This is a genomic window from Pseudomonas sp. SMN11, from assembly GCF_052041945.1.
Taxonomy (GTDB): Bacteria; Pseudomonadota; Gammaproteobacteria; order Pseudomonadales; family Pseudomonadaceae; genus Aquipseudomonas.
In genome coordinates, this window is record NZ_JBKGGW010000009.1 from 101836 (window position 1) to 123719 (window position 21884).

The 21884-nt window shown below is 57.7% G+C and carries 20 protein-coding genes and 4 pseudogenes; 11 read left to right on the top strand and 13 right to left on the bottom strand.

Annotation, left to right across the window (positions count from 1 at the left end; genetic code table 11):
- Nucleotides 1-127 precede the first annotated feature (127 nt).
- Nucleotides 128-747: pseudogene (locus ACLEJU_RS11135) on the top strand (tyrosine-type recombinase/integrase).
- Between the two features lie 118 nt (nucleotides 748-865).
- Here ACLEJU_RS11135 and ACLEJU_RS11140 read toward each other — a convergent pair.
- The gene (locus ACLEJU_RS11140; protein WP_435422247.1) at nucleotides 866-1297 is read right to left on the bottom strand and encodes a GFA family protein; all 432 of its coding nucleotides are present in this window, start codon (nucleotides 1295-1297) and stop codon (nucleotides 866-868) included.
- A gap of 41 nt (nucleotides 1298-1338) precedes the next feature.
- Here ACLEJU_RS11140 and ACLEJU_RS11145 point away from each other — a divergent pair.
- The 3 genes and pseudogenes from ACLEJU_RS11145 to ACLEJU_RS11155 form a co-directional block, all read left to right on the top strand.
- Nucleotides 1339-2064: pseudogene (locus ACLEJU_RS11145) on the top strand (LysR family transcriptional regulator); the annotation flags it as partial.
- 267 nt (nucleotides 2065-2331) lie between these two features.
- On the top strand, nucleotides 2332-2754 hold the full coding sequence (locus tag ACLEJU_RS11150; protein WP_435422246.1) for a hypothetical protein: 423 nt from the start codon (nucleotides 2332-2334) through the stop codon (nucleotides 2752-2754).
- Nucleotides 2751-4211 carry a UbiD family decarboxylase gene (locus ACLEJU_RS11155; RefSeq protein ID WP_435422245.1) on the top strand — a complete coding sequence of 487 codons (1461 nt, stop codon included), beginning with the start codon at nucleotides 2751-2753 and terminating at the stop codon, nucleotides 4209-4211. The genes ACLEJU_RS11150 and ACLEJU_RS11155 overlap by 4 nt, the downstream gene beginning before the upstream one ends.
- Nucleotides 4212-4259: 48 nt before the next feature.
- Here the strand turns inward: ACLEJU_RS11155 and ACLEJU_RS11160 are convergent, their stop codons facing one another.
- The 4 genes from ACLEJU_RS11160 to ACLEJU_RS11175 form a co-directional block, all read right to left on the bottom strand.
- Nucleotides 4260-4484 (bottom strand): hypothetical protein, encoded by a 225-nt coding sequence (locus ACLEJU_RS11160; protein ID WP_435422244.1) that lies wholly within the window; start codon nucleotides 4482-4484, stop codon nucleotides 4260-4262.
- Nucleotides 4485-4554: 70 nt separating this feature from the next.
- Nucleotides 4555-5268 (bottom strand): DUF72 domain-containing protein, encoded by a 714-nt coding sequence (locus ACLEJU_RS11165; RefSeq protein ID WP_435422312.1) that lies wholly within the window; start codon nucleotides 5266-5268, stop codon nucleotides 4555-4557.
- A gap of 133 nt (nucleotides 5269-5401) precedes the next feature.
- Nucleotides 5402-5689, bottom strand: a complete 288-nt coding sequence (locus tag ACLEJU_RS11170) for a hypothetical protein (RefSeq protein WP_435422243.1) — start codon at nucleotides 5687-5689, stop codon at nucleotides 5402-5404.
- 12 nt (nucleotides 5690-5701) lie between these two features.
- Nucleotides 5702-5920 carry a hypothetical protein gene (locus ACLEJU_RS11175; RefSeq protein ID WP_435422242.1) on the bottom strand — a complete coding sequence of 73 codons (219 nt, stop codon included), beginning with the start codon at nucleotides 5918-5920 and terminating at the stop codon, nucleotides 5702-5704.
- 183 nt (nucleotides 5921-6103) lie between these two features.
- On the opposite strand from ACLEJU_RS11175, the gene ACLEJU_RS11180 reads away from it, so the two are divergent.
- The 4 genes from ACLEJU_RS11180 (at nucleotide 6104) to ACLEJU_RS11195 (ending at nucleotide 11926) form a co-directional block, all read left to right on the top strand.
- Nucleotides 6104-8458, top strand: a complete 2355-nt coding sequence (locus tag ACLEJU_RS11180) for an FdhF/YdeP family oxidoreductase (RefSeq protein WP_435422241.1) — start codon at nucleotides 6104-6106, stop codon at nucleotides 8456-8458.
- 26 nt (nucleotides 8459-8484) lie between these two features.
- A complete protein-coding gene (locus tag ACLEJU_RS11185; RefSeq protein WP_435422240.1) occupies nucleotides 8485-9861 on the top strand; it encodes a cytochrome ubiquinol oxidase subunit I in 1377 nt (458 codons plus the stop codon).
- Between the two features lie 10 nt (nucleotides 9862-9871).
- Nucleotides 9872-10885: a cytochrome d ubiquinol oxidase subunit II gene (locus tag ACLEJU_RS11190; protein WP_435422239.1), complete on the top strand. Its 1014-nt coding sequence runs from the start codon at nucleotides 9872-9874 to the stop codon at nucleotides 10883-10885.
- A gap of 246 nt (nucleotides 10886-11131) precedes the next feature.
- Nucleotides 11132-11926 carry an OBAP family protein gene (locus ACLEJU_RS11195; RefSeq protein ID WP_435422238.1) on the top strand — a complete coding sequence of 265 codons (795 nt, stop codon included), beginning with the start codon at nucleotides 11132-11134 and terminating at the stop codon, nucleotides 11924-11926.
- A gap of 146 nt (nucleotides 11927-12072) precedes the next feature.
- On the opposite strand, the gene ACLEJU_RS11200 is transcribed toward ACLEJU_RS11195, so the two are convergent.
- The gene (locus tag ACLEJU_RS11200; protein WP_435422237.1) at nucleotides 12073-12465 is read right to left on the bottom strand and encodes an NUDIX domain-containing protein; all 393 of its coding nucleotides are present in this window, start codon (nucleotides 12463-12465) and stop codon (nucleotides 12073-12075) included.
- Between the two features lie 316 nt (nucleotides 12466-12781).
- Between ACLEJU_RS11200 and ACLEJU_RS11205 the strand changes: the two genes are divergently transcribed.
- Nucleotides 12782-13174, top strand: coding sequence for a general stress protein (locus ACLEJU_RS11205; protein WP_435422236.1), 393 nt, complete (start codon nucleotides 12782-12784; stop codon nucleotides 13172-13174).
- A gap of 104 nt (nucleotides 13175-13278) precedes the next feature.
- On the opposite strand, the gene ACLEJU_RS11210 is transcribed toward ACLEJU_RS11205, so the two are convergent.
- Nucleotides 13279-15360, bottom strand: a complete 2082-nt coding sequence (locus ACLEJU_RS11210; protein ID WP_435422235.1) for a PAS domain-containing protein — start codon at nucleotides 15358-15360, stop codon at nucleotides 13279-13281.
- A 1185-nt stretch (nucleotides 15361-16545) separates the two neighbouring features.
- On the opposite strand from ACLEJU_RS11210, the gene ACLEJU_RS11215 reads away from it, so the two are divergent.
- Nucleotides 16546-17748, top strand: a complete 1203-nt coding sequence (locus ACLEJU_RS11215; protein WP_435422234.1) for a zinc-dependent alcohol dehydrogenase — start codon at nucleotides 16546-16548, stop codon at nucleotides 17746-17748.
- Between the two features lie 20 nt (nucleotides 17749-17768).
- Nucleotides 17769-19097 carry an SDR family oxidoreductase gene (locus ACLEJU_RS11220; RefSeq protein ID WP_435422233.1) on the top strand — a complete coding sequence of 443 codons (1329 nt, stop codon included), beginning with the start codon at nucleotides 17769-17771 and terminating at the stop codon, nucleotides 19095-19097.
- Nucleotides 19098-19219: 122 nt separating this feature from the next.
- On the opposite strand, the gene ACLEJU_RS11225 is transcribed toward ACLEJU_RS11220, so the two are convergent.
- The 6 genes and pseudogenes from ACLEJU_RS11225 to ACLEJU_RS11250 all read right to left on the bottom strand — a co-directional run bounded on the left by ACLEJU_RS11225 (nucleotide 19220) and on the right by ACLEJU_RS11250 (nucleotide 21552).
- On the bottom strand, nucleotides 19220-19744 hold the full coding sequence (locus ACLEJU_RS11225; protein WP_435422232.1) for a cupin domain-containing protein: 525 nt from the start codon (nucleotides 19742-19744) through the stop codon (nucleotides 19220-19222).
- Between the two features lie 80 nt (nucleotides 19745-19824).
- Nucleotides 19825-19956 carry a PSPA7_2676 family Cys-rich small protein gene (locus tag ACLEJU_RS11230; RefSeq protein ID WP_435422231.1) on the bottom strand — a complete coding sequence of 44 codons (132 nt, stop codon included), beginning with the start codon at nucleotides 19954-19956 and terminating at the stop codon, nucleotides 19825-19827.
- A gap of 96 nt (nucleotides 19957-20052) precedes the next feature.
- Nucleotides 20053-20260, bottom strand: a pseudogene (locus ACLEJU_RS11235) (endonuclease/exonuclease/phosphatase family protein); the annotation flags it as partial.
- Nucleotides 20257-20499 (bottom strand): annotated as a pseudogene (locus ACLEJU_RS11240) (hypothetical protein). The pseudogenes ACLEJU_RS11240 and ACLEJU_RS11235, both read right to left, overlap by 4 nt.
- Before the next feature lie 288 nt (nucleotides 20500-20787).
- Entirely contained in the window at nucleotides 20788-21060 is a 273-nt protein-coding gene (locus ACLEJU_RS11245; RefSeq protein WP_435422230.1) for a PepSY domain-containing protein, read from the bottom strand.
- Between the two features lie 75 nt (nucleotides 21061-21135).
- The gene (locus ACLEJU_RS11250) at nucleotides 21136-21552 is read right to left on the bottom strand and encodes an NUDIX domain-containing protein (RefSeq protein WP_435422229.1); all 417 of its coding nucleotides are present in this window, start codon (nucleotides 21550-21552) and stop codon (nucleotides 21136-21138) included.
- Nucleotides 21553-21884: the final 332 nt, after the last annotated feature.

Sequence of the window (21884 nt, forward strand, 5' to 3'; positions counted from 1 at the left end):
CGACCCATAGCCGGTACCGTCCCAACGCTCTGTAGTCAGTGCCGGCCTTCAGATGCCCGCTATGGGTCGGTTAGCGCCTCTGGATCGAGCTGACCATCCTTGTCGTCCTACACCTGGAGAACAAGCCATGAACGCCATCACGACCAGCCTCCATCAGCCTTGGAACAAAGGAAAATTGGTCGGACAGAAAGCTCCGCTCCGACTGAGAGATATCTGGGCCATTCGGGTAAGACTCCAAATCGCGGAAGAAACCCGTGATTTAGCTCTCTTCGATCTGGCCATCGACAGCAAGCTACGAGCCTGCGATTTGACCAAGCTTCGCGTACGCGACGTTGCTCATGGGGAGCACGTGTCATCGCGAGCAATAGTGATGCAGCAGAAAACACAGCGGCCCGTGCAGTTTGAGATCACAGAGCAAACACGGCTCGCCCTAGAGGCCTGGATACATCAAGCTCGTCTCCATAGCGAGGATTGCCTTTTTCCAAGCCGGCTACACGCCTCAATGCATCTCTCCACCGGCAGTACGCCCGAATCCTCAAGGCGTGGGTAGATTCTATCGGCTTTGATCCAGCTATGTACGGCACTCACACAATGAGACGTACGAAGGCATCGCTGATCTATCGCAGGACAAAGAACCTGAGAGCAGTTCAGCTCCTGCTCGGCCATACGAAGCTTGAAAGCACGGTGCGTTACCTAGGTATTGAAGTCGATGACGCCCTGGAGATGGCGGAGCAGACGCAGGTGTGAAATCGTACAGCGACGGTCGAGGTATGACCGTCGCTATCCGACCCATTGCGGACGTAGTTGACCCTGACAATTTGCCGTTCGGCGAGCCACGCATTCACTGATGAAAGAGCAAACCCTTTTACCCTAATGCTGCGGCGAATGCTTCTGGCGTTGGACTCTCCTGCCATTGCGCGATAGTACCGGGCAGCACCAGCCATGGCTGCTTGCGCCGTGTCCAGATATGCGCAACCGGCTCGAAACGCTCAGCGCCATCCAGGATGCCGGCCCGTACCACTCGCATGCCGGGTGCTGCCGTAGTCTCGTTGAACAGCCGGGTATGACATGTACCGCAGGCATGTTGGGTAGACGTTTGACCTTGGTGTTCATGCTCAAAGATCGCCGTTTCGCCAAACACCTGAATAGTCGACGCCGGGCTCAGCATGTGCAGTCCAAAAGCACTGCCGCTCCAGCGTTGGCAGTTCAAACAGTGGTAGGCATACAGCGGCGGCAATTGTTGCGCCACGATCTCAAGGGTGACTTGCCCACATCGGCACTGACCGGTGATTCTCATGCCTTAGTTACTTACAATGAAACCCGGAAAAATGCGGGCGAATGATCGCTTTTCACGGGCTCGGGCAGAAGAGCAAATTAGGAGCAACTGTTGGCCAAGAATGTATGAGCGGTATTGAATGGGAAAGCCAGCGTGTATTTCTCGCCGTGTTGCGCTCTGGCAGCCTGAGCGGCGCGGCGAAGTTGCTGGGTATCGCCCAGGCCACTGCACGTCGGCGCCTGGACCATCTTGAACACGCTCTCGGTGTGAGTCTGTTCACCCGCACACCTCAAGGGCTGACGCCTACTGCCGGAGCGCAGCGCCTGATCGAACATGTGGAGGCCATGGATCTGGCCGCGCAAACCTTCAACCGCATGGCCAGCGCTGAAGCGTCGATGGATCACGGTACAGTCCGGCTGACCTGTGGCGAGTTGCTTGGCGTAGAGGTATTGCCTGACCTGCTGCGCCCTTTCCATTACGAACACGCCGGGCTCAAACATGAGTTGAGCATAAGCGATGCGCTTGAAGACATCGCCAGGCTGCAATCGGATATCGCGGTGCGGCTGATGCGGCCCAATGAAGCTGATATCACGGTGCGGCGTGTCGGCAGTTTGCGGATTGGCATCCATGCCAGTGCCGGGTGCCTGGAGCGCTACGGTAATCCAGCCTCCCTGCTGTCGCTGCGCTAGCGGCCGCTGATCGGGCCGGACAGACGCTCAGCGGATTTGCGTCGGTTTGTCGACGCCGGTCTGTGCGATGCCGACCAGCATTTCGCCATCACCTCTGATGCCGTCCTAGAGACCTGTCCAAATGTTCTTCGGCGACCCTGACAGCCTTTGAGGTTCATGAGGTCCGCCAGCGAAGCATGGAGCATCTCGCTTTACCCCCGCAACAGCGGCCGGGACGGTTATACCTGCACCCTATTGACAACCTGACGGCAGGCTTGGCTCTGCTAGTTGGGAGGTCAGGCATTCCCTGTGAATACGTTGACGCATGTCAAAGATGGATTATACAGTCTGTATACATCCTGAACTTGCTCACAAGGAAGCTTTGCAATGCGGGTCACCCTCTTGATCGGTCTTCTGGCCAGCCCTCTCGGATCACTGGCATTGGCGGATACCGCCGGTATCACCTACGCCATCGAAAATCCACTGCGTCCAGGCGCCAAGGCGGTCCATTGCCCAGCCCACGCGCAGGTGGTCGATGGCTGCACCTTCCACAGTGTGGCTGGTGGTACCTACTCTGCTCGGCTTGCAGTGTCCCCTGGTGACACCTGGGTTGCCAGTACCCCGGATACCAGTACGGTCGAGCTCCAGCCGCAAGTGCGCGACAGCCAGGATTATCAGGTCATACGCGTCATCCCGAATCCGGCATCCAATGCCGACACCACCGTTACCTTCGACAAGCTTATCGGGGCGCCCGGCTCTCGGAAGGTCATCGAGCGTCGCCGCATCAGCGTAATGATTCACCCAGCATGAAGTACTACGACGACCTGAGAAGCTACATCGCGGCGCTGGACGCCTTGGGCGACATCATGCACGTGCGCCGGGAAGTGGATTGTGATTTCGAACCGAGCGCCATCACCCGGCGCAGCTACGAGATCCAGTCGCCAGCACCGCTTTTCCATCAGGTGGCCGGGGTGGCACCGGGGTTTCGCCTGTTTGGCGCACCGGCCTCGTTGTCTTCGCGCCGTGACATGCCCTATGCCAGGGTGGCCCTGTCATTAGGGCTGGCTGCACAATCCACGGGGGCACAGATCATCGAAGCACTGGCAGCAGCCCGACAGCAGCCGGGGATCCCGCCAGTGCAGGTGGCCAGCAAATACGCCCATTGCCACGAAAACATCCTGCGCGGCGACGACGCCAACCTGGATCGCTTTCCAATTCCCTACGCCCACGACAAGGATGGCGGCCGTTATGCCAATACCTGGGGCACGCTGATCGTCAAGACGCCCGACGGCAAGTGGGTGAACTGGTCCATCGCCCGGGTCATGAAGGTGAATGGCAAACGCATGGTCGGCCTGATCGTGCCGAGCCAGCATATCGGTCAGATCTGGACCCAGTGGGTGCAGTGCGGCGAGCCCATGCCCTACGCCCTGGTACAGGGCCCGGCCCCGGCGATCTCCTGTGTTTCGGGCATCCCGATTCCTGCCCATGCCGATGAGGCCGACTACATCGGTACGCTGGCAGGGGCACCGGTGCCTGTGGTGAAAGCCATCAGTGTGGACCTGGATGTGCCAGCCACGGCGGAAATCATCATCGAAGGCCATGTGTCCATCACCCGCGACTGTCAGGAGGGCCCATACGGCGAATACGGCGGGTATCTGGGCGCAGGTTCGTCGGCGCAGCCTACCTTCCATGTCGAAACCATCACCCATCGCGATGACCCGATCTGGCCGATGTCGGTAACAGGCCGGCCGACCGACGAATCCCATACGCTGTGGGCCATAGGGCTGGCCGCCGATGCGCTGACCCACCTGCGTGAGGCGGGGTTGCCGGTCAAGACCGCATGGATTCCGGAAGATTCCACGGTGCACTGGCTGCTCGTGGTCATGCCGCAGGAGTGGCGTGACCGGCTGCCAGGCGTCAGCAGCCAGGCCCTGGCTCAGCGCATTGGCGAAGTGCTGTTCAAGACCGATGCAATGGTGTTCATCCCGAAAGTGTATGTGGTTGACGATGACTTCGATCCCACCAACCTGCGCGAGGTGGCCTGGGTGCTGTCGACACGGGTTCACCCGGTGGGGCGCCGTGCGGTATTTGACGATCAGCGCGTGATCCGTCTGCCTCAGTGCTACGAGGAGGAGGAATACCTCGCCGGTAAAGGCGCCAAGGTGGTCTTCGATACGCTGCAAAGCCAGCGTCATCTGCACGCCTCGTTCGCACAGGGTTATCCGGAAGACGTGCGCAGACGCGTCCTGCAACACTGGCCACACTGAGCATTTTCGGACGTGCCGGGCTGGACGCCCGGCCACCTAAGCAAGTATTCAGCGGCGGGCTTTCTTGTCGGCCTCTGCCAGTCTCTGCTTGATCTGGCGCGTCTGTTCTTCCTGTTCCTTGATGGAGGTGGGCGTTATGACCTTGTCCACTGCCTCTGTGTCCCGGTCTGGGCGCTCGAGCACCGGGTCTGGCACCCGCTCGCCTTGCTGAGCCTCTTCAGAAGAAAGCGGCCGTGGGACTTTGTCGCCGATCTTGCCATCGTCATGCTTCATGGTTTGCTCCTCGCGCTACAAACTGTTCTCAGAAGAGCCCGACAGGTGCAAAAAGTTTGATCCGGTTGCATCAGCGCAGATATCGCTCGAGCGCGAGCGCATTGCCCAGTGCAGCACCGGAGGCGGTATTGTCGAAGATGCACCAGGTAGCTGCACCTTGAGCGTGGCTGCGCTGCAGCCGCTCAGCCAGCTGTTGCAGGTACTGTCGTGAATACTCGCTGTGGTAGATCCGCGGCTCGCCGTGCAGGCGCCAGTAGGCCAATCCAGGCCAGCCAGCGGGTTGCATATCGGCGGCGAAGCGCGAAGGGCTCGCCGCCACTTGGGCAATATGCAAGTCGATCAGCATCGACTGCGCCGCTTGCCAACTGGCGTGTCTGGGCTCTACCGCCACCGGCCCGGCATGACACTGGCGCAGGAATTCAAAGAAACGCCGATCGCGGCTGGCATCATGGGCGAGCGACGGCGGCAGCTGTATCAGCAGGCAGCCGAGGCGGTCACCCAATTGCCGACATTGGCCGAGAAACGCATCCAGCGCACACTCATAGCCTTCCAGGCGCAGCTCATGGGTGATGATCCTCGGCAGCTTGACCGAGAAGCGGAAATGCTCCGGTACCGAGCAAGCCCAACGGGCATAGGTCGCAGGTAGGTGCGGCCGGTAGAACGAGCTGTTGATCTCCACGGCCCCAAGCCGCGCGGCATAGCGCTGCAGGTGACTGCCTGGCTGCTGGAACGCATCGGCGTACTGGCGGGACAAGCTCCAGCCCGCGCACCCCAGGTGGATCATCATGGCACTCCATAGCACGCCGTTGCTGCAATTGGCACGCGCTCGAACCGTAAAAAGGCCCGCACTGAGGCGGGCCAAAGACCTGATGTGGAGAGTCAAACGAACTCTACAACTGTTCTGATGGCCGCTTCCCTCATTGGTTTTTTCCTATCCTTGGTGCTCCGACGAACGGGTTTTTCTTTTGGTAATCCAAACCGGCGATGGCTTTCAGAAAGCCTCTATCTGCAAGCCTGCGCAGGTCTCGCCATTCTCGCCAGTCCACGAGTCCCAGACGGTCCATCTCGTCGGCTTGACGCAGCAGTTCTTCATGATGGGTGCTCGGGCAATCACGTCTTTGCTCCACGTCATCGTAAAGCAGAAACCACCTATTGATCGCCACCAGTCGGCACTCTTCCTGGCTGATTTCGTGCAGCGCGTTCATGCCGGTAACCCGTCAGGGTTGCTGGTAGTGCCCTGGCGATGTGCCGGGCTCATGCACATGCTCAAGGCGCTGAACTTGCACATCCGTGAATGAAGACGCTTCGTTGCGATGCAGGCCCTTAAGGTATTCACGCGCAGCTTCGCGGCTCAGGTCCTCCTGGTCACTGCGGTATTCGCAAGTACCGGGCTGGTTGTCGAGGATATAGCTGATCAAGTACAGGTAGCTGGCCATTCTGGAGGTCCCGAGGCAGATGGAGCGAGAAGAGATCTTCTGGGTTGAGCCTGACGCAGCCTCATCCGTTCACCCTGATTGACGGTTGGCGTAGCAAGCCTCGATCCCCTGAAAATCTCCGAACTTAAGGGGTACCCCGCACTCGTAACGTTTAGACACAATAAATGGCGAGACGAGGTCGGCATGAGGATGATCCATGGCACATCACATTTTCGACCTTACACCTCAGCGTCAGGAGGTTGGGGATCTGCCCATTCCGTGCTGAATATCCTTTGGCGCGAGCAGACACTGATCAAAGGCGCTGCCGCTTTGACCAAACAGAACAAGCCCCAGGGTTTCGCCTGCGTCAGCTGTGCATGGGCCAAGCCTGGCGACCCCCACGCTCTCGAGTTTTGCGAAAATGGCGCCAAGGCGACTGCGTGGGAATTGACGTCCTTGCGCAGCCCGCCCGATTTCTTCAAAGCCCATTCGGTGACCGAGTTGCGGGGCTGGACGGATTTTGAACTGGAGCAGCATGGCCGTCTTACCCACCCAATGCGCTATGACAAGCTGACTGATCGATATGAGGCCACGACATGGGAGGAGGCCGTAGAGGCAATCGGCGCTCAATTACGCGCCCTGAGCCCCGACGAGGTGGTTTTCTACGCGTCAGGGCGCGCATCGCTCGAAACATCGTTCATTTACCAACTGTTTGCGCGAGCCTATGGCACGAACAATCTTCCCGACAGTTCCAACATGTGCCACGAGAGCACTTCGGTAGGCTTGCAGGAAAGCATTGGAGTGCCGGTGGGCACGGTCACGCTGGCCGATTTCGAGCACACCGACTGCATTTTTTTCTTCGGGCAGAACGTAGGCAGCAACAGCCCGCGCATGCTTCATCCGCTTCAAGAGGTACGCAAGCGCAAAGTCCCGATCATTACCTTCAACCCGATCCGCGAACGAGGACTGGAGCGCTTTGTAAACCCCCAGTCACCCACTGAAATGCTCGGTCCTAAATCCACGGCCATCAGCACTCAATATCACCAAGTGGCCATCGGCGGCGACACCGCTGCCGTCATGGGGGTGGCAAAGGCTCTGCTGGAAATGGAAGAAAGGTCGAAAAACAACGGAGGGCCGCCCGTGCTGGACCATGATTTTCTCGCACAACATACCGACGGCCTCGGCCACTTCATGGAGCAGGTGCGGGGCTATGCATGGGGTGAGCTGGAGCAACGGTCCGGGCTGACCCGAAGCGCGATGGAGGCCGCCGCCACCGTTTATGCGCGCAGCGAGAAAGTGATGATCGTGTACGGTATGGGTATGACCCAGCATCGGCACGGCGTAGGTAACGTGCAGATGCTGGTCAATTTACTCTTGCTGCGCGGAAATATTGGCAAGCAGGGAGCAGGTATCTGCCCGGTAAGAGGTCATTCGAACGTCCAGGGCCAGCGCACGGTTGGGATCACCGAAGACCCTGCGAAAGTGCCCAGAGAAAAGATCGAGTCTTTGTTCGGCTTCAAGATTCCGGAGCACAAAGGCCTGACAACGGTCGATACCTGCGAGGGTGTTCTAAAAGGCAATGTGAAGGGGTTCATCGGGCTAGGCGGCAACTTTCTGCGCGCTGTCCCCGATACCAGCCGAATGGAGCCCGCTTGGGCGCAGCTTCGCCTTAGTGTACAGATCGCTACCAAGCTCAATCGCACGCATCTGGTACCCGGTGAACACACCTGGCTGCTGCCCTGCCTGGGCAGAATCGAGATCGACCGGCAGCTGGGCGTAGAACAGACGTATACCACTGAAGACAGCACCGGCTGCATACACGCCTGGCGCGGCAACGCAGAACCGGCAGGCGAGCAGCTGCGCTCAGAGTTGGCAATTATTGCAGAATTGGCCCGCGCGACGCTTGGCGACTCAGTCGCTGTTCCGTGGCTGCACTGGAAGCACAACTATGCCCTGGTTCGCGAAGCGATCAGCAAAGTCTATCCGGACATCTTCCATGACTTCGAAGCACGTATGTGGGAGCCCGGTGGGTTTCATCGGCCGCTGGGCGCATCGCTCCGGGAATGGGCCACGCCATCAGGGAAGGCTCAGTTCATCACGCCAGAAACGCTCGATGAGGATGATGACGTACTGACGAGTGAAGCCGGCCGTGACGTCTTGCAACTGATGACGCTGCGTAGCAATGACCAGTTCAACACAACGGTGTACGGCTACGATGACCGCTTCAGAGGCGTAAAAGGCACGCGTAAAGTAGTGTTCCTCAACCGTAACGATATCGTGCGTCTGGGTTTTGTGCCGGGCGACTGGGTTCGTTTGCGCACGGCCATTGAGCCGACTGTGCGCCGCGAGGCAGGCCCTTTCCAGATTATCGCCTATGACATACCGGAGGGCTGCGCCGCCTCTTACTACCCTGAATCCAATTCGCTCGTCCCCCTCTGGCACCACGCCTCGCGGAGCAAAGTGCCCGCCGCGAAATCGGTGCCCGTCATCCTGCTTCATGCGCAGCCGGATGCTGACGATATCGCTCACGCCGTGCCCGAAACAGATCAAGTCGTGTAGAGAGCGCGCCGAACAGGGGAAACCCGATGGAAAGTGTTGAGTGGGGGCTGCTCGCAGCGCGTATACAGTTTGCCGTAACCATCAGCTTTCATATTGTGCTTGCGGCGTTCAGCATTGGTCTGGCGAATTTTCTCTTGGTGCTAGAAGCCCTGTGGCTTCGGCGTCGGGAGCAGGTTTATCTGGATCTCTATCGGTACTGGCTGAAAATTTTCGCGCTCAACGTCGCCATCGGTACCGCATCGGGCCTGATTCTCGAATATCAGTTTGGCCTCAACTGGGGACGGCTCGCCACCCAGGCCGGGGAGATCCTCGGGCCTCTGATGGTCTATGAGGTGATGGCTGCGTTTTTTCTGGAGGCAGGTTTCCTCGGGATCATGCTGTTCGGCATGAGTAAAGTTGGCCCCAGGCTGCATTTCTTCGCCACATGGGCTGTGGCTGTCGGCACCGTCATCAGCGCATTCTGGATCCTGTCTGCGAACTCCTGGATGCACACGCCAAGTGGCTTCGGCATTGGTACAGATGGACGGTTTGTCGCGCAGGACTGGTGGGCGATTATCTTCAATCCTTCTTTTCCCTACCGTTTCGCCCATATGATGCTGGCGACCTTCCTGGCCACGGCTCTGCTGATTGCCGGAGCCAGTGCATGGCAGTTATTGCAAACGTCCTCTGACCACCACGCCAGAGTACAGTTCTCCATGGCGATGTGGACCATTGCGGTACTCGCACCGCTTCAGGTTGTCGCGGGCGATCTGCATGGCGAAAACACGCTCAGATTTCAACCCCAGAAGGTGGCTGCAATGGAGGGTGCATGGGAACGCCCTCCATCTGGTGCAGGTGAACCCCTGCGTCTGTTTGCGTTGCCCGACACGGCCGAGCAGCGCAATCATTTCGAGCTGGCTATACCACGCATAGCCTCCCTGTATCTTCGCCATGACCTGAGCAGCACGATCAGACCGCTCACTGAATTTGCGCCTGAGGACACGCCTCCCGTGGCGATTGTGTTCTGGGCCTTTCGCCTGATGGTGGGCTTGGGCGTGCTTATGGTGGTGCTTGGAATCTCAAGCCTGGTATTGCGCCATCGACAACGCTTACACACTGCGCGCTGGATCCACCGTTGCGCTGTGCTGATGGCCCCGGCCGGTTTCATGGCCATGATCAACGGTTGGATGGTTACCGAGGTTGGCCGCCAGCCCTTCACGGTCTATGGATTGCTGCGAACGGCGGACAGTGCATCGCCCATTTCCAGCGATCAGGTCATCATCTCTACCGGCGTAATTCTGATGTTCTATCTGGCGGTGTTCGGCATCGGATTGTGGGTATTGCTGCGCATTCTGCGTCATCCGCCCAAAGCCGGAGAACAACCACCACAGCCGACCCTTCCAGACGAAATCGGCAAGCCATGAGGTGCAACCTATGCTGGAAGGTGACCTGATCGTATTACTTTCAGCGGCGGCGCTCGCCTTCTCCTTGCTCAGCTATGTGCTGCTCGACGGTACTGACCTGGGGGTGGGTATCATCATGGGGTTTACCCGGAGCGCCAACCAGCGACGTGCCATGGCGGTGTCCATCTTGCCGATCTGGGATGCCAACGAGACCTGGCTCGTTCTAGGAGGCGGGGGACTTTTAGCGCTGTTTCCTCTGGCCTATGCGATTCTGCTGCCTGCGTTGTACGTGCCGTTCATCGCCATGTTCCTGGCGTTGATCGTCCGCGCCATGGCCTTGGAGTTTCGTGATTACACAGAAAACCCAACTATCAAGCGGGGCATAGACGCACTACATATGTGCGGGTCGTTGATAGCCGCCGGATGCCAAGGCGCAGCGCTGGGTACTCTGGTACAAGGTATTTCCCACCGAAACGGGCAGTTCACTGGAACAGGCTGGGAATGGACCAGCCCATTTGCACTCTACTGCGCCGGCGTACTGGTTGTGGGCTATGCGTGGCTCGGAGCCTGTTGGCTGTATTGGCGAAGCGAATCTGAGCTACAGCAAACATCGCGCAGACAAGCTCAACTTCTTAGCGTGGCCACCTTCATGCTGGTGATTATTCTGCTGTTCTGGACACTCAGCATGGCGACAGTCTATGCGCAACGACTTTCCAGCCCTTCCGTGCTCGGTCCCGCTGGCGGGACTGCTCTTGTTGCCTTTATCGCGTTTTGGGCGAGTTTTCGAAGTCGGCACGACGTATTGCCGCTGATGTGCGCGCTGATCGTGTTCGCTCTGGCATTCACGCTGATGGTCATTACGATTTTCCCACTGATCGTCCCTCCCGACCTCACGCTATTCGACGCCGCATCCAGCAGGACAAGCCAAACGTTCATGCTGGGCGGTTTTGCACTGCTGATGCCGGTGACCTTGTTCTACAACACCTTTGGCTTTCGTATATTCAGCGGGAAAATTCATTCGCCAAAGGTTCGCCAGTCGGAATGAAATGGGTATCAGTAAACCAGGCGAACTGTCGCCCTGACGGAAATTGATTTCCCACCTTCCGACAAAGTGGAGGTGCTTCGTCCGCAAGGCAAGCTCGCACTGATGATCCGGCACAGCTGTCATGCCGCTCAAGCGCAAGTCGCTGTCATAGCGCCGGCTCATTACCGACCTGGGCCATTCGTCCGCTGAGTTGTCTGCCTTGAGTGTCTGGACTGTCCTTTGAAGACACCTGCCAGAGCACTAGACATGCAACAGCTATTTCAATCGATAACCCTTCCCCTCGCCTGCTCTCTGCTGTGGGCCTGTTCCACTCCCGAAACGAAGTCGCCTGTGGTAACACCCGGAAGGCCTGAATCAGTAAAGACTCAGCTGCTGGAAGCCGGCGCCGCGACACTGCAGGCCAGGCCTCCCATTGAGGCCGTTAACGCATACCTGGATGGCTTTCATTTCTACAACGGCCACCCCGATGTGCAGATGGAAGCGCATCATTACTGCTCGATTCTGAATGAGGATGTCATCCAGTGCATCATCTTCGACGGCAACACGAAACACGCGAAGATCATGGGCGTCGAGTACATCATCGACGAGAAGCTGTTTGCTGGACTGCCGGCCAGGGAGAAAGCAATGTGGCACAGCCACGGGTACGAGGTATCGTCAGGGCAATTGATTGCTCCCGGCATTCCTGCACCTGTTGAGCATGTATTGATGAAACGGCTTGCCCATACCTACGGCAAGACATGGCATACGTGGCACACCGACCAGGACAAAGCGTTACCAGCGGGCGTTCCGCAGTTGATGATGGGATTCACTGCTGATGGTCAGGCTGACGCAGATATGATCGACCAGCGCAATCAGCGTTTAGGAGTGGATCCGACAAAAATCAAAACTCAGCGAGCCGACATTCAAATCCCAGCAGCTGACCGCAGGGCAGATGGTTGGCAACATGGCAATGTCATCCAGATAACAGATCCGACGGGGCTTCATTTACACCAACCCGCTGCATCGACACCTGATAAAACGAACAGCCGATCAAGTCAATAGATCTGAAGCCCGGGTTCGGAGCACCGACCTGGATTTCCGGGCCGACCCTAGATTTCAGACAGCAGTTACCACACTCGGAACAACAAGGCACAAAGCCATTTACGCCATCCTTACCGACCTTTATTCCTGCCGTTAAAGCCTCTGGATCATGCGCTAAGCGCTGGCAACTGACGCGAAAGCAATGCCGCCGCTGAAGCTTTCAGGTCGGTGGAGAGCAGCTTTTCCCGAGACACCCATTTGCAGGCAACGATTTCGTTACTCGCCAGCGGTTTTTCTCCGTCGTCCAGCTGAGTGGTGAAAATGTAATGGAGTGTGGAGCCCACTCTCAGGGTACAAAGCGAGAGCAGACAATGCCCTTTGATGGACGTTTCCTCCTGCAACTCCCGCGCGGCAGCCACAGTGGGCGTCTCGTGAAACTCGATGGTGCCGCCAGGGAAATGCCATTTACCCGCTTTTTTTCGAACCATCAGGATTTTGCCACTTCGCAGGCAAATGATAGTAGCTCTGTTTTTTACCTTGCGGTCCTTTTCATCCCACATACCCATACTCACATCAAAATCAGTTTCAGATCCTTTTCATTCACCGGCGAAACGGCGTCTCACTACTTAATGACTCGAACGGTTGATAACTCGTTCAATTTGAAACTGCCGCGCGCTGAGCGATACAGCACAAAAAGCATGTCCCAGAGAGTTTGGCAAGTGTGCATCGCTGAGGTCTTTACTACGCAATAGGTTGCGTGGCTCGACCTTTCGCGCATTCGGTCAGCTAATACGAAAGTAAACGGTGCTTAGGGAATCTCACAAAGCTCTCAAGAAAACACACAGGCCCACTGTGTGACTCATGAGGTGCGAGATCATGGCAAACGATCAAGACAAAACTGGTCAACAAGGCGGCACCGCTCAGAACAACCCTGGCAATTTTGCGAATGACCGCGAAAAGGCCTCAGAAGCCGGTCAAAAGGGTGGTCAAGTATCAGGGGGCAATTTCGCTAACGATCCACAACGGGCTTCAGAAGCTGGTCAGAAAGGCGGTCAGATGTCCGGGGGACGATCTGAGGATGAGCAAACAGGGCAAGGCAGCGGCGGTAATCTTCAGGAAGATGATCCTCAGCGTGCCGGTGGCGCCACTCAACGGGGTGGCCAAGGAGGACATGACACTGGCATCAAGTCCGACCGGCAGGACGACATGGACGACGGGTCTCAAGCTATTCAGGACGAAGACAGTGGAATGACGGAAGATAACCGCTGAGCAAATCGCCAGGGACATGGAGCGCCCTGGCTTCCCGCTATGGCTCTTTCTTGGCTAGCGAGGCCCATCTATGTAATTAACGAAGTAAAAAGTTCACAAGCGTCTCAGCTGGCTTGGCCCCTTTTGAACAGCTCGTGAACATTGGCAATCAGGTCGTCCATTTCAAAAGGTTTGATTAACACTGCCGAAAAGCCCTGCAGCACCTGATCGTCAAATCCGGAGGGGATCGAATACCCTGTCATGAGTATGACGGGCAAGTTTTCACGCACCTGGCGCCCCAAAATCGCCATCTCCCGCCCATCGATTCCACCGGGCAGGCCAATATCTGTCACCAGCAGATCAATGCGTGCATCGGAGGCAAGGATCTGAAAGCCAGTCTGGCTATCTGTCGCCTCGATAACGGTGCACCCCAGACCACTGAGAACATCGCTGACAAACATTCGCACGGAGGGCTCGTCGTCGACAATCAATACGGTGCGGTCTGACCATTTAGGTGAGAAATCGCCACGCATCTCCACGCAACCAGTGGGCTCCGGCTGTCCCAGGGCTGTTGGAAGATGCAAATCCACCTGCGTCCCCACTGACTCTTCTGAAGAAATCCTGACTTGCCCTATCGACTGCTTGGCAAAACCGTACACCATCGACAATCCGAGCCCGGTTCCTTCACCGATGGATTTGGTGGTGAAGAATGGTTCGCAGGCCTTCAGAAGGGTTTCGGGAGACATCCCTGCCCCATTGTCGATCACGCTAATCATCAGATATGAACCAGGCTTGAGCTCCGAATCCAGATCGGCGCCTTCCTCGAGATACACGTTGGCTGTGGAGATAGTGATCTTGCCAGCTCTTTGGCCAATGGCATCGCGTGAATTGATACAGAGGTTCAGCAGTGAGTTTTCAACCTGAACGGGATCTACCAGGCAGGTAGCCAGCTCCGCCTTCAAATCGACACTGAGGTCAATCGACGGGCCAACGGTGCGGCGTATGAGTTCCTGAAGCCCTGTTATCAATCCATTGACGTCGACTCGAGAAGGCTGCAAAGGCTGACGACGTGAAAATGCCAATAACCTATGAGTAAGTGCCGCCGCTTTCTGAGCAGCCCGGTGCGCGATTTCAATGTAGCGCTCGACATCCGCCGAACGACCATCTTTTCCCCTCAACCTAGCTAGATCCAGGCTGCCGGTAATGCCTGCCAGAAGGTTGTTGAAGTCATGTGCAATGCCGCCGGTGAGTTGCCCTATCGCTTCCATTTTTTGGGCTTGGCGCAGCGCTTCTTGGGCGGCCTCACGCTGGGCCACTTCTTCCCTGACCCGCTCCTCTAGCGTCCGATTAAGGTGTAGAAGCGCAGCTTCGGCCTGTTTTCTAGCGGAGACATCGATAGAGGAACCAATGAGTCCTATGACCTTTCCAGACTCATCGAGTAGCGGTGCCTTGACCGAGAGCCACGTTGTCGCAGAACCGTCGGGCATATCAATCCGCTCTTCGATCTGACCAGCCTTGCCGCCACGCATGACCTCCTGATCGGTCTGCATCACCTGGCGTGCCTGGGCCTTGTCATCCAGGAACTCAAGATCGGTTTTGCCTAGATAGAATTCAGGCGGTTTGCCGATCAGCTGCGTCGCCCCATGGTTTGCAATAAGGACCCTGCCCTCCAGGTCTTTCGCATAGACAACACCGGGCACCGCTGCTGTGAAGGTGCGCAACAGTGCCGATACGCGATCCCGCTCGGCCTCAGCAGCCCTCCGGGCTTCGATGTCCATGAGCACGCCGGGAAAACGTATGGCCTGTCCTTGGGCGTCAAGTTCGGCATGCCCATTGGCCTCAATCCAGTGATAGAGACCGTCATCGTTGCGCACCCGATACTCACAGCGAAACGTGCCGCCTCGTGCCACCGCTTCTTCGATATCCCTGGAAACGCGCTCACGATCGCCAGGGTAGATAGAAGTGAAGGCCTCAGCTATCGGGATACCGGCTTCGCATTTCTGAGCGGGAATCCCAAAAGATCTGGAAAAGCGCTCATCTGCCGTAACCCGGTCGTTAGGAATGTCCCACACCCAGGTTCCGACGACAGCAGCTGCTTCAAGCACAAGACGAAGTTGTTCAGCTGAGTCGGCCACAAAAGTCTCGTTCACACACCGAACCTCGGGTGCCTGGGGTAGGCGCGATTGACCAGACCCATCTTTATCCATGACTCACCTCTGTCGATTCCTACAAATCAGAGCTTTGAGAGCTAAAGGATCATTAGGTGCCATAAAGCGGTGTGAATCAGCTCGGCTCACGGAAAGCGTCGTATCAAAAGGGTGTACAGAGACTTGGACCTGAGCGCAAGACGCTCAAGGATCTTTCGATACCACCGCCTCGAAATATGCAAAACGAACAACCACTCAAGCATAAGGCGTCCATTGGCGTTAGCCACTGGCAAGATGACGCCCCTTTTTCCGATGACTCACAAGGGTTCAACCGATCCCATTGAATTTTTGGATGAACAACGCTGTCGGAACCTCGGCGCGCTCCAGCCTCACGCGTGCGTGGCGAGTAGACTTGAATGTCACTCCTATCCAGCAGGCGCTCTAGAGATGCCAACATGACCCCATTCGAGAATTGCCAACTTGCCTGCCCAAACGTTCTCATTGTCGAGGACGCCCCCCTGATTCGAGAACTGTTGTCTTATTACCTGGAGGATCAAGGGCCGTGATTAAGGCCGTGGCCACGGCAGACGAAGGACGCGACGAATTGGCGAACCACCGGTGGGATCTGATGCTCATCGACGTTCAAACCCCGGGTATGCTCAATGGGGTCGATCTTGCCTGAACTGCCAGCCAGCAAAGACCAGGGCCGCGAATCGCAGTATTTCTTTCCAAACCTTGGCCAATGACCAAGCTTCGGGACGTCATCGCAAATGAACTTGCGCTCGCAGCGATAGAGCACTAGCCCAAGACGCGGTTATCAATTTTTTCCCTTGAGTTTTCGACAACAGACACAGTCACGTGGTCGCAATGGGGGTTACGCTTTGTCTCCTGAGGCTACCTGACGTGTACAGTCTTCGAATACGCTGGCCATGCGATTGTCAGATTTCATCGAAGCGCCCGCTGAGATATTCAGCGTGTTCGCCCCCGAGCGACGATGCTCCGCCTTCATGGAGGAAAACGCCAAGAAGGGGTTGGGCTTAGGCCTGTTCATCACTGCTCAAATCGTATTCAGCCGCGGGGGGTGTGATCCACGCGAAGTCCTCGGAGCTCGAGGGAACCCGTTTCGAAATACTTGTCCCGAGCAACCCTGCATCCCACCACCACTGAACCAGTTCGTCTGAACTTTGCCAGCCCGAAAGCCTTCACCTGCATACCCCCACGTTTTTGTGATGCAGGAGCAAGACCATGAGAGCACTCACCTACCACGGCGCTAACGATGTCAGGGTGGACACTGTCCCTGACCCGATTCTCCAAGACGCAGACGACATCATACTGCGGGTCACCGCAACCGCTATCTGCGGTTCCGACCTCCACCTCTATCGCGGCAAGATTCCCGAAACGGAACACGGCGACATCTTCGGCCACGAGTTCATGGGTATCGTGGAAGACGTAGGTAGAGACGTGACGAACCTGCAGGTTGGGGATCGTGTTGTGATTCCATTTGTGATTGCCTGCGGAAGTTGCTTCTTCTGTCAGCATGATCTGTTCGCTGCCTGTGAAACCACCAATACCGGTCGCGGGTCGATCATCAATAAAAAAGGCATTCCACCCGGCGCGGCGCTGTTCGGGTACAGCCATCTGTATGGCGGCATCCCTGGAGGCCAAGCTGATTACGTCAGGGTACCCAAAGGCAATGTCGGACCATTCAAAGTGCCGACGACCCTCTCCGATGACAAAGTGCTGTTCCTCTCTGACATCCTTCCTACCGCTTGGCAAGCGGTCATCAATGCCCAGATCGGCCAAGGTTCTACGCTAGCAATTTACGGCGCCGGGCCAGTGGGCCTGCTGAGTGCGGCCTGCGCTCGGATGCTGGGCGCTCATACCATCTTCATGGTGGATGACAATGACTACCGGCTGGCCTACGCCCAGGAAGCCTACGGCGTCATCCCGATCAACTTTGAGCAAGATGATGATCCGGCCGACAGCATAATTCGCCAGACACCCGGTATGCGTGGCGTGGACGCGGTCATCGATGCGGTCGGGTTTGAAGCCAAAGGCAGCACCACGGAAACGGTGATGACGGCCTTGAAACTGGAAGGCAGCAGCGGCAAGGCCCTGCGCCAGAGCATCGCAGCTGTGCGACGTGGCGGCGTGGTCAGCGTGCCAGGGGTCTATGCGGGGTTCATCCACGGCTTCATGTTCGGCGATGCCTTCGACAAAGGGCTGACCTTCAAGATGGGGCAAACCCATGTTCAGAAATACCTTCCAGAGCTGCTCGAACACATCGAAGCCGGACGCCTCCAGCCCGAGCTGATCGTTACCCACCGTCTTGCCTTAGAGGAGGCAGCCATGGGCTACAAGATGTTCGATCAGAAAGAGGACAACTGCCGGAAAGTAATCCTGGTTCCAGGGGCGGCATCAGGGACGCTGGGCCCTGACTACGTATAAACCTCACAGGAGCTTGCACCATGATTGATCAAATGACAGGCATGAAGCCAGGAGAACGGTACTGCGTTGAAAACATTGAACGCGCCCACCAGTTCCCAGGCTTTTTTCAGGATGGCAAATATTACCTTGGCCCCGAGCTTCTGACGGCTATTGGATGGCTGGAAGGCAACCGGTTCATCTACGACAGCCTGGATGCTGAAGGAGAACCGGTGTTTCCTGATCGCGTGGTCGGCACGATCAGCAATCTGACCTTGAACCTGGTGGACGGCACATCCCTCCAGCTGTCACCCGTTGAATCCACTGAGACCTTCACGGCGCCGGTAAACGATCCCGTTACACCCGTCGAAGAACCGCCAACGCTGACTCGCTCGCCGATCAAGGGCCCGCTGCGCGGCAAAGTGGTTGTGATCACCGGAGCGTCCAGCGGCATAGGGCGCGCTGCAGCTCATGCTTTTGCCTGCAAAGGCGCGCGCCTGGTGCTGGCGGCGCGTGACGAGCAGGCGCTGTTCGAAACGCTGGACGAATGCACCGATTGCGGCACCGATGCTGTGGCCATAACCACCGACATGACCCAGAGCGATCAGGTACGAGCCTTGGCTGCCCATGCTGCCGAGTTTGGTCATGGTCGAATAGACATTTGGGTGAACAACGCGGGCGTAGGTGCGGTGGGCTGTTTCGAAGTCACACCGCTTGAAGCCCACGAGCAGGTCATCCAGACCGACTTGGTAGGTTACCTTCGAGGGGCCCATGTGGCGCTGCCGTACTTCAAGAAACAGGGCAGCGGCACGTTGATAAACACCTTGTCCCTGGGCAGCTGGGTGGCCCAACCCTATGCCGCAGCCTATTCGGCCAGCAAGTTCGGCTTGCGCGGGCTCACTGAGGCACTCAGGGGCGAGCTCACAGAATTCCCCAACATTCACGTCTGTGACATCTACCCAGCCGTGATGGATACCCCTGGCTTTCGTGATGGCGGTAACTACACCGGCCATGCGCTCAAACCACCAGGGCCCATCTACGATCCTGAGCTGGTAGCCAAGGCCATGGTGGCCTGCGCGATCTCACCTCGCGCAAGCACCACCGTCGGTGCAAGCGCCCGCCTCGCGCATTTGGCCAGCTATCTGGTGCCAGGGCTGCCGGCACTTTCTGGATGGCTTACTCGTTGGGGATTGGACCGCAGTCCTGGCGCACAGCAGTCCTCAGGCAATCTCTTCGAGCCGCCAAGTGGTCGGCGAAGTATCGAAGGTGGGTGGAGAATCCCAAAAGATAGAACCCCTTTGTTGCTGAGTGCAGCAGTTATCGGGCTCCTGGCTGGCTTCGTCATCACTCATGCCCAACGCCGACGCCGCTGAGCAATCACGAGGAGGAAGAGGGTCGGTTGTCCAGCTGGTACCGCCAGGGTTTCTGCCCAGCAGAAATCCTGGCGTTCTTTTGGCGATGGGATTGCTCTGCAGCCATCTCCATTTGTTTCTGATCACTGCCAGAGTCTCACCAGGGCACCCTGGGCTCCGCTCACAGGGTCCTGCTCGGGGCCTGGCACTCGGGCAATACGTGCCAGCGCCTGCTGGTGAGCACCCGTTTCTGGTCGCTGGATGACGTAATCTTCCTGCCCTTGCGGATAGGCACCCACGACCAGAAAGTCGTCGCTGGACGCCATGCAACGATGCCCCGTCCCTGCTGGCAAAACCAGAACATCACCCGCCTTGACCGTCAGCGCCTGACCCGCTGCACCGCCCAATATTATCCGAGCATGCCCGCGGGCAACGCCAAGCACCTCGTGCGCATTGGGGTGGAAATGGTGGTAATCGAAAATCCCGGCACGCCACAGCGGGGTCCATTGATGAGCGGCGAACAAGGTCTCGAACGCGCCGGCATTGTCATGCGCAGGCGCAAGTTGCAGTCGGTAGAGCAACACTGGGAAACGACTATTGGGCGTCGCGCCGTCATCCTCGAACCGCAGGACCTGCAGGGGCTGGGTGTTGCTGTCGATGGCAAACATGAGGGCATCCTGATCAGGTAGGCAATGTCCTTGAGAAGCCTGACCTATCCCGAGGTTCCTGCGGGCTGACCACGTACAACCTATTGAACTTGTTCGCGCTGGCAGTACCGCCACGCACCGCAACGTTCGCAGCACTGGCAGGTCAAGCCGGTGAATTCACCTTCAGGCATCACATGCCACAAACAGCCACGCAGCAGGCAGACAATGTGCATTTATCACCTCCATGGCCCGAAAACGCTGGGCTCCTATCGGTAGTGACTGCACCTGTGCATGAAGGTTTGGTTGAAATGCACTAGTGGTGCCGGCGGTGCTCGCCCAACCCACGCCGGCTGCCCCTGGTACAGGCAGCCGTAACCCACGGCCTCTATGTCCTTGCGCGGAAACTGCCGATCCGCCGCCTTGAGTTCCTGAAGGCAGGCGATGTCGGGCCGCTCGCGCTCCAACCAAGCCAGCAAAGCCGGCAGGCAGCTTCGGATTCCGTTGATGTTTGAAGGTGGCGATTTTCAGCGCTTTCATGCGTCCGGGTCGCTCACATGGGCCTTCACTGCATCCTCCAGCGCCCCCACGTGCGCTTGGTCGGCCAGCGCCTTGAGCGCCAGTCAGTCGTCCCAGTCGATGGCGCCGTCGTCTCGCAGGGCCTCGGCCGTGCGGATCAGTTCATGGTGGTAGGCATCCGGCGACTCGCGCCGGTAGCTGATGTCGTCGTACTGTGCGTACCAGGCCTCAAGCTCGGGGATGCTGCGTTCGATGCTCATGGGAACGTCCTCGCTTTACCATTAGAGGTCAGAGCCCTGGCATAGCGTGATGTTCAACTCCAGTGTGCGGCTCAGAAGCCAATGCGGGCAGCCCGGAGCCCCGAAGCGTCTTCACGGCTTTTTCACATGCAGTATGGGAGCGTTAGCTATCCCTACGTGTGATAGACCTTGCCCGCCTAGCAGCGGGCTTTCTTTTGCCCGACTTATCAGGTCTGGCTTGCACAATCGATAGCCAAAAAAAGCCCGCGCAGAAGGCGCGGGCCGCTCAGAGAGCAACACCCGCCCTGATCAGTTATCCAGCTCGTCTTTGATGATTTTCCCGTCGTGTGGATCGACCTGGAACTCATACTGCTTGCCGTCAGCTTTCATGCCCTCACCTTCCCAATGCCCATCATCGGCCTCGATCTTGGTGATCTGCGTGTAGCCAGCACCTTTCAAGGTGGCTTCGGCCTGATCCTTGGTAACCGTCCAATCTGCGCCGGGCTGATCCGCCCATGCTGTCGTGGCTCCCAAGGCCCCCACCAGAGCCAAGCCGGTGAACATTCGAGTCATCGCTTTCATCGCTAACGTCCTTTTTCATGGTATTTAACGATCCGACCGGCTCGATGACCTCGCCGTTCAGTTTGTGTCGGATGCCTATTCCGAGGCAGCGGGATCATCACGATGGACAAGCGCTGACAGATCTCGGGACAGCAAAGCAGCGGCTGTGGGCTTCAGCATGGTTGAGCTCAAGTCCTCCCAGCCGATCCACTTACACTCGACGATGCCTGTGCCAAGCGAAACACTGCATCCGTCAGCAAAATCGGTGGTGAAAATATGGTGGATAACCCCGCCAACCTCGAGGGTGCCCGCGGCGTTCAGGCGCGAGCAATGCAACGATAGCGCCTTCCAAAGCTCTCTGGCAGCAGCCACGATTGGGGCCTCACCTGTCGCAAGAAGGCCGCTTGGAAACTTCCATTTGGCGCCCTTCCTGCGAACCAGAAGAACCTGGTCATTGCGAGAACAGATAATCGTTACCTTTGCCCTGGTTGGGCGATGCTTGATGACGCTCATGAGGTATCGCACCTGGAGAATGGGCGACATCCTGAACGTTGACGTGGGCTTCCTTATGGTGATGACTCGCACGTTCGAGAAGGAGTTCCGGTCGCCTGTCCGGGCATAACCCCGAGGTCGTTTCGGGAATGATGGCTCGGGTGCACGTACGCCCCTTCAGCCATGCCCTGCGCACCTCGAACCTCGCCCTTCAGGGCTCGACTCGCGTCCCACATACCTTGATCCCGCTTCTGCATCGTTCGACCCGCTCGCGCTGTTCTGGCCGTTACGACGGGCACACTCGTAATCCGCCTCGGCGTAGGGCGGTTCAAGGCAAGCCGTGTCCTGCAATA

Bases quoted from the DNA above. Each gene is read 5' to 3' on its own strand.
- ACLEJU_RS11210 (WP_435422235.1), bottom strand. From the start codon at position 15,360: ATGGATAAAGATGGGTCTGGTCAATCGCGCCTACCCCAGGCACCCGAG.
- ACLEJU_RS11155 (WP_435422245.1), top strand. From the start codon at position 2,751: ATGAAGTACTACGACGACCTGAGAAGCTACATCGCGGCGCTGGACGCC.
- ACLEJU_RS11165 (WP_435422312.1), bottom strand. From the start codon at position 5,268: ATGATCCACCTGGGGTGCGCGGGCTGGAGCTTGTCCCGCCAGTACGCC.
- ACLEJU_RS11245 (WP_435422230.1), bottom strand. From the start codon at position 21,060: ATGAAAGCGATGACTCGAATGTTCACCGGCTTGGCTCTGGTGGGGGCC.
- ACLEJU_RS11190 (WP_435422239.1), top strand. From the start codon at position 9,872: ATGCTGGAAGGTGACCTGATCGTATTACTTTCAGCGGCGGCGCTCGCC.
- ACLEJU_RS11160 (WP_435422244.1), bottom strand. From the start codon at position 4,484: ATGAAGCATGACGATGGCAAGATCGGCGACAAAGTCCCACGGCCGCTT.
- ACLEJU_RS11140 (WP_435422247.1), bottom strand. From the start codon at position 1,297: ATGAGAATCACCGGTCAGTGCCGATGTGGGCAAGTCACCCTTGAGATC.
- ACLEJU_RS11205 (WP_435422236.1), top strand. From the start codon at position 12,782: ATGGCAAACGATCAAGACAAAACTGGTCAACAAGGCGGCACCGCTCAG.
- ACLEJU_RS11250 (WP_435422229.1), bottom strand. From the start codon at position 21,552: ATGAGCGTCATCAAGCATCGCCCAACCAGGGCAAAGGTAACGATTATC.
- ACLEJU_RS11225 (WP_435422232.1), bottom strand. From the start codon at position 19,744: ATGTTTGCCATCGACAGCAACACCCAGCCCCTGCAGGTCCTGCGGTTC.
- ACLEJU_RS11200 (WP_435422237.1), bottom strand. From the start codon at position 12,465: ATGTGGGATGAAAAGGACCGCAAGGTAAAAAACAGAGCTACTATCATT.
- ACLEJU_RS11220 (WP_435422233.1), top strand. From the start codon at position 17,769: ATGATTGATCAAATGACAGGCATGAAGCCAGGAGAACGGTACTGCGTT.
- ACLEJU_RS11185 (WP_435422240.1), top strand. From the start codon at position 8,485: ATGGAAAGTGTTGAGTGGGGGCTGCTCGCAGCGCGTATACAGTTTGCC.
- ACLEJU_RS11150 (WP_435422246.1), top strand. From the start codon at position 2,332: ATGCGGGTCACCCTCTTGATCGGTCTTCTGGCCAGCCCTCTCGGATCA.
- ACLEJU_RS11180 (WP_435422241.1), top strand. From the start codon at position 6,104: ATGAGGATGATCCATGGCACATCACATTTTCGACCTTACACCTCAGCG.
- ACLEJU_RS11175 (WP_435422242.1), bottom strand. From the start codon at position 5,920: ATGGCCAGCTACCTGTACTTGATCAGCTATATCCTCGACAACCAGCCC.
- ACLEJU_RS11215 (WP_435422234.1), top strand. From the start codon at position 16,546: ATGAGAGCACTCACCTACCACGGCGCTAACGATGTCAGGGTGGACACT.
- ACLEJU_RS11170 (WP_435422243.1), bottom strand. From the start codon at position 5,689: ATGAACGCGCTGCACGAAATCAGCCAGGAAGAGTGCCGACTGGTGGCG.
- ACLEJU_RS11195 (WP_435422238.1), top strand. From the start codon at position 11,132: ATGCAACAGCTATTTCAATCGATAACCCTTCCCCTCGCCTGCTCTCTG.
- ACLEJU_RS11230 (WP_435422231.1), bottom strand. From the start codon at position 19,956: ATGCACATTGTCTGCCTGCTGCGTGGCTGTTTGTGGCATGTGATGCCT.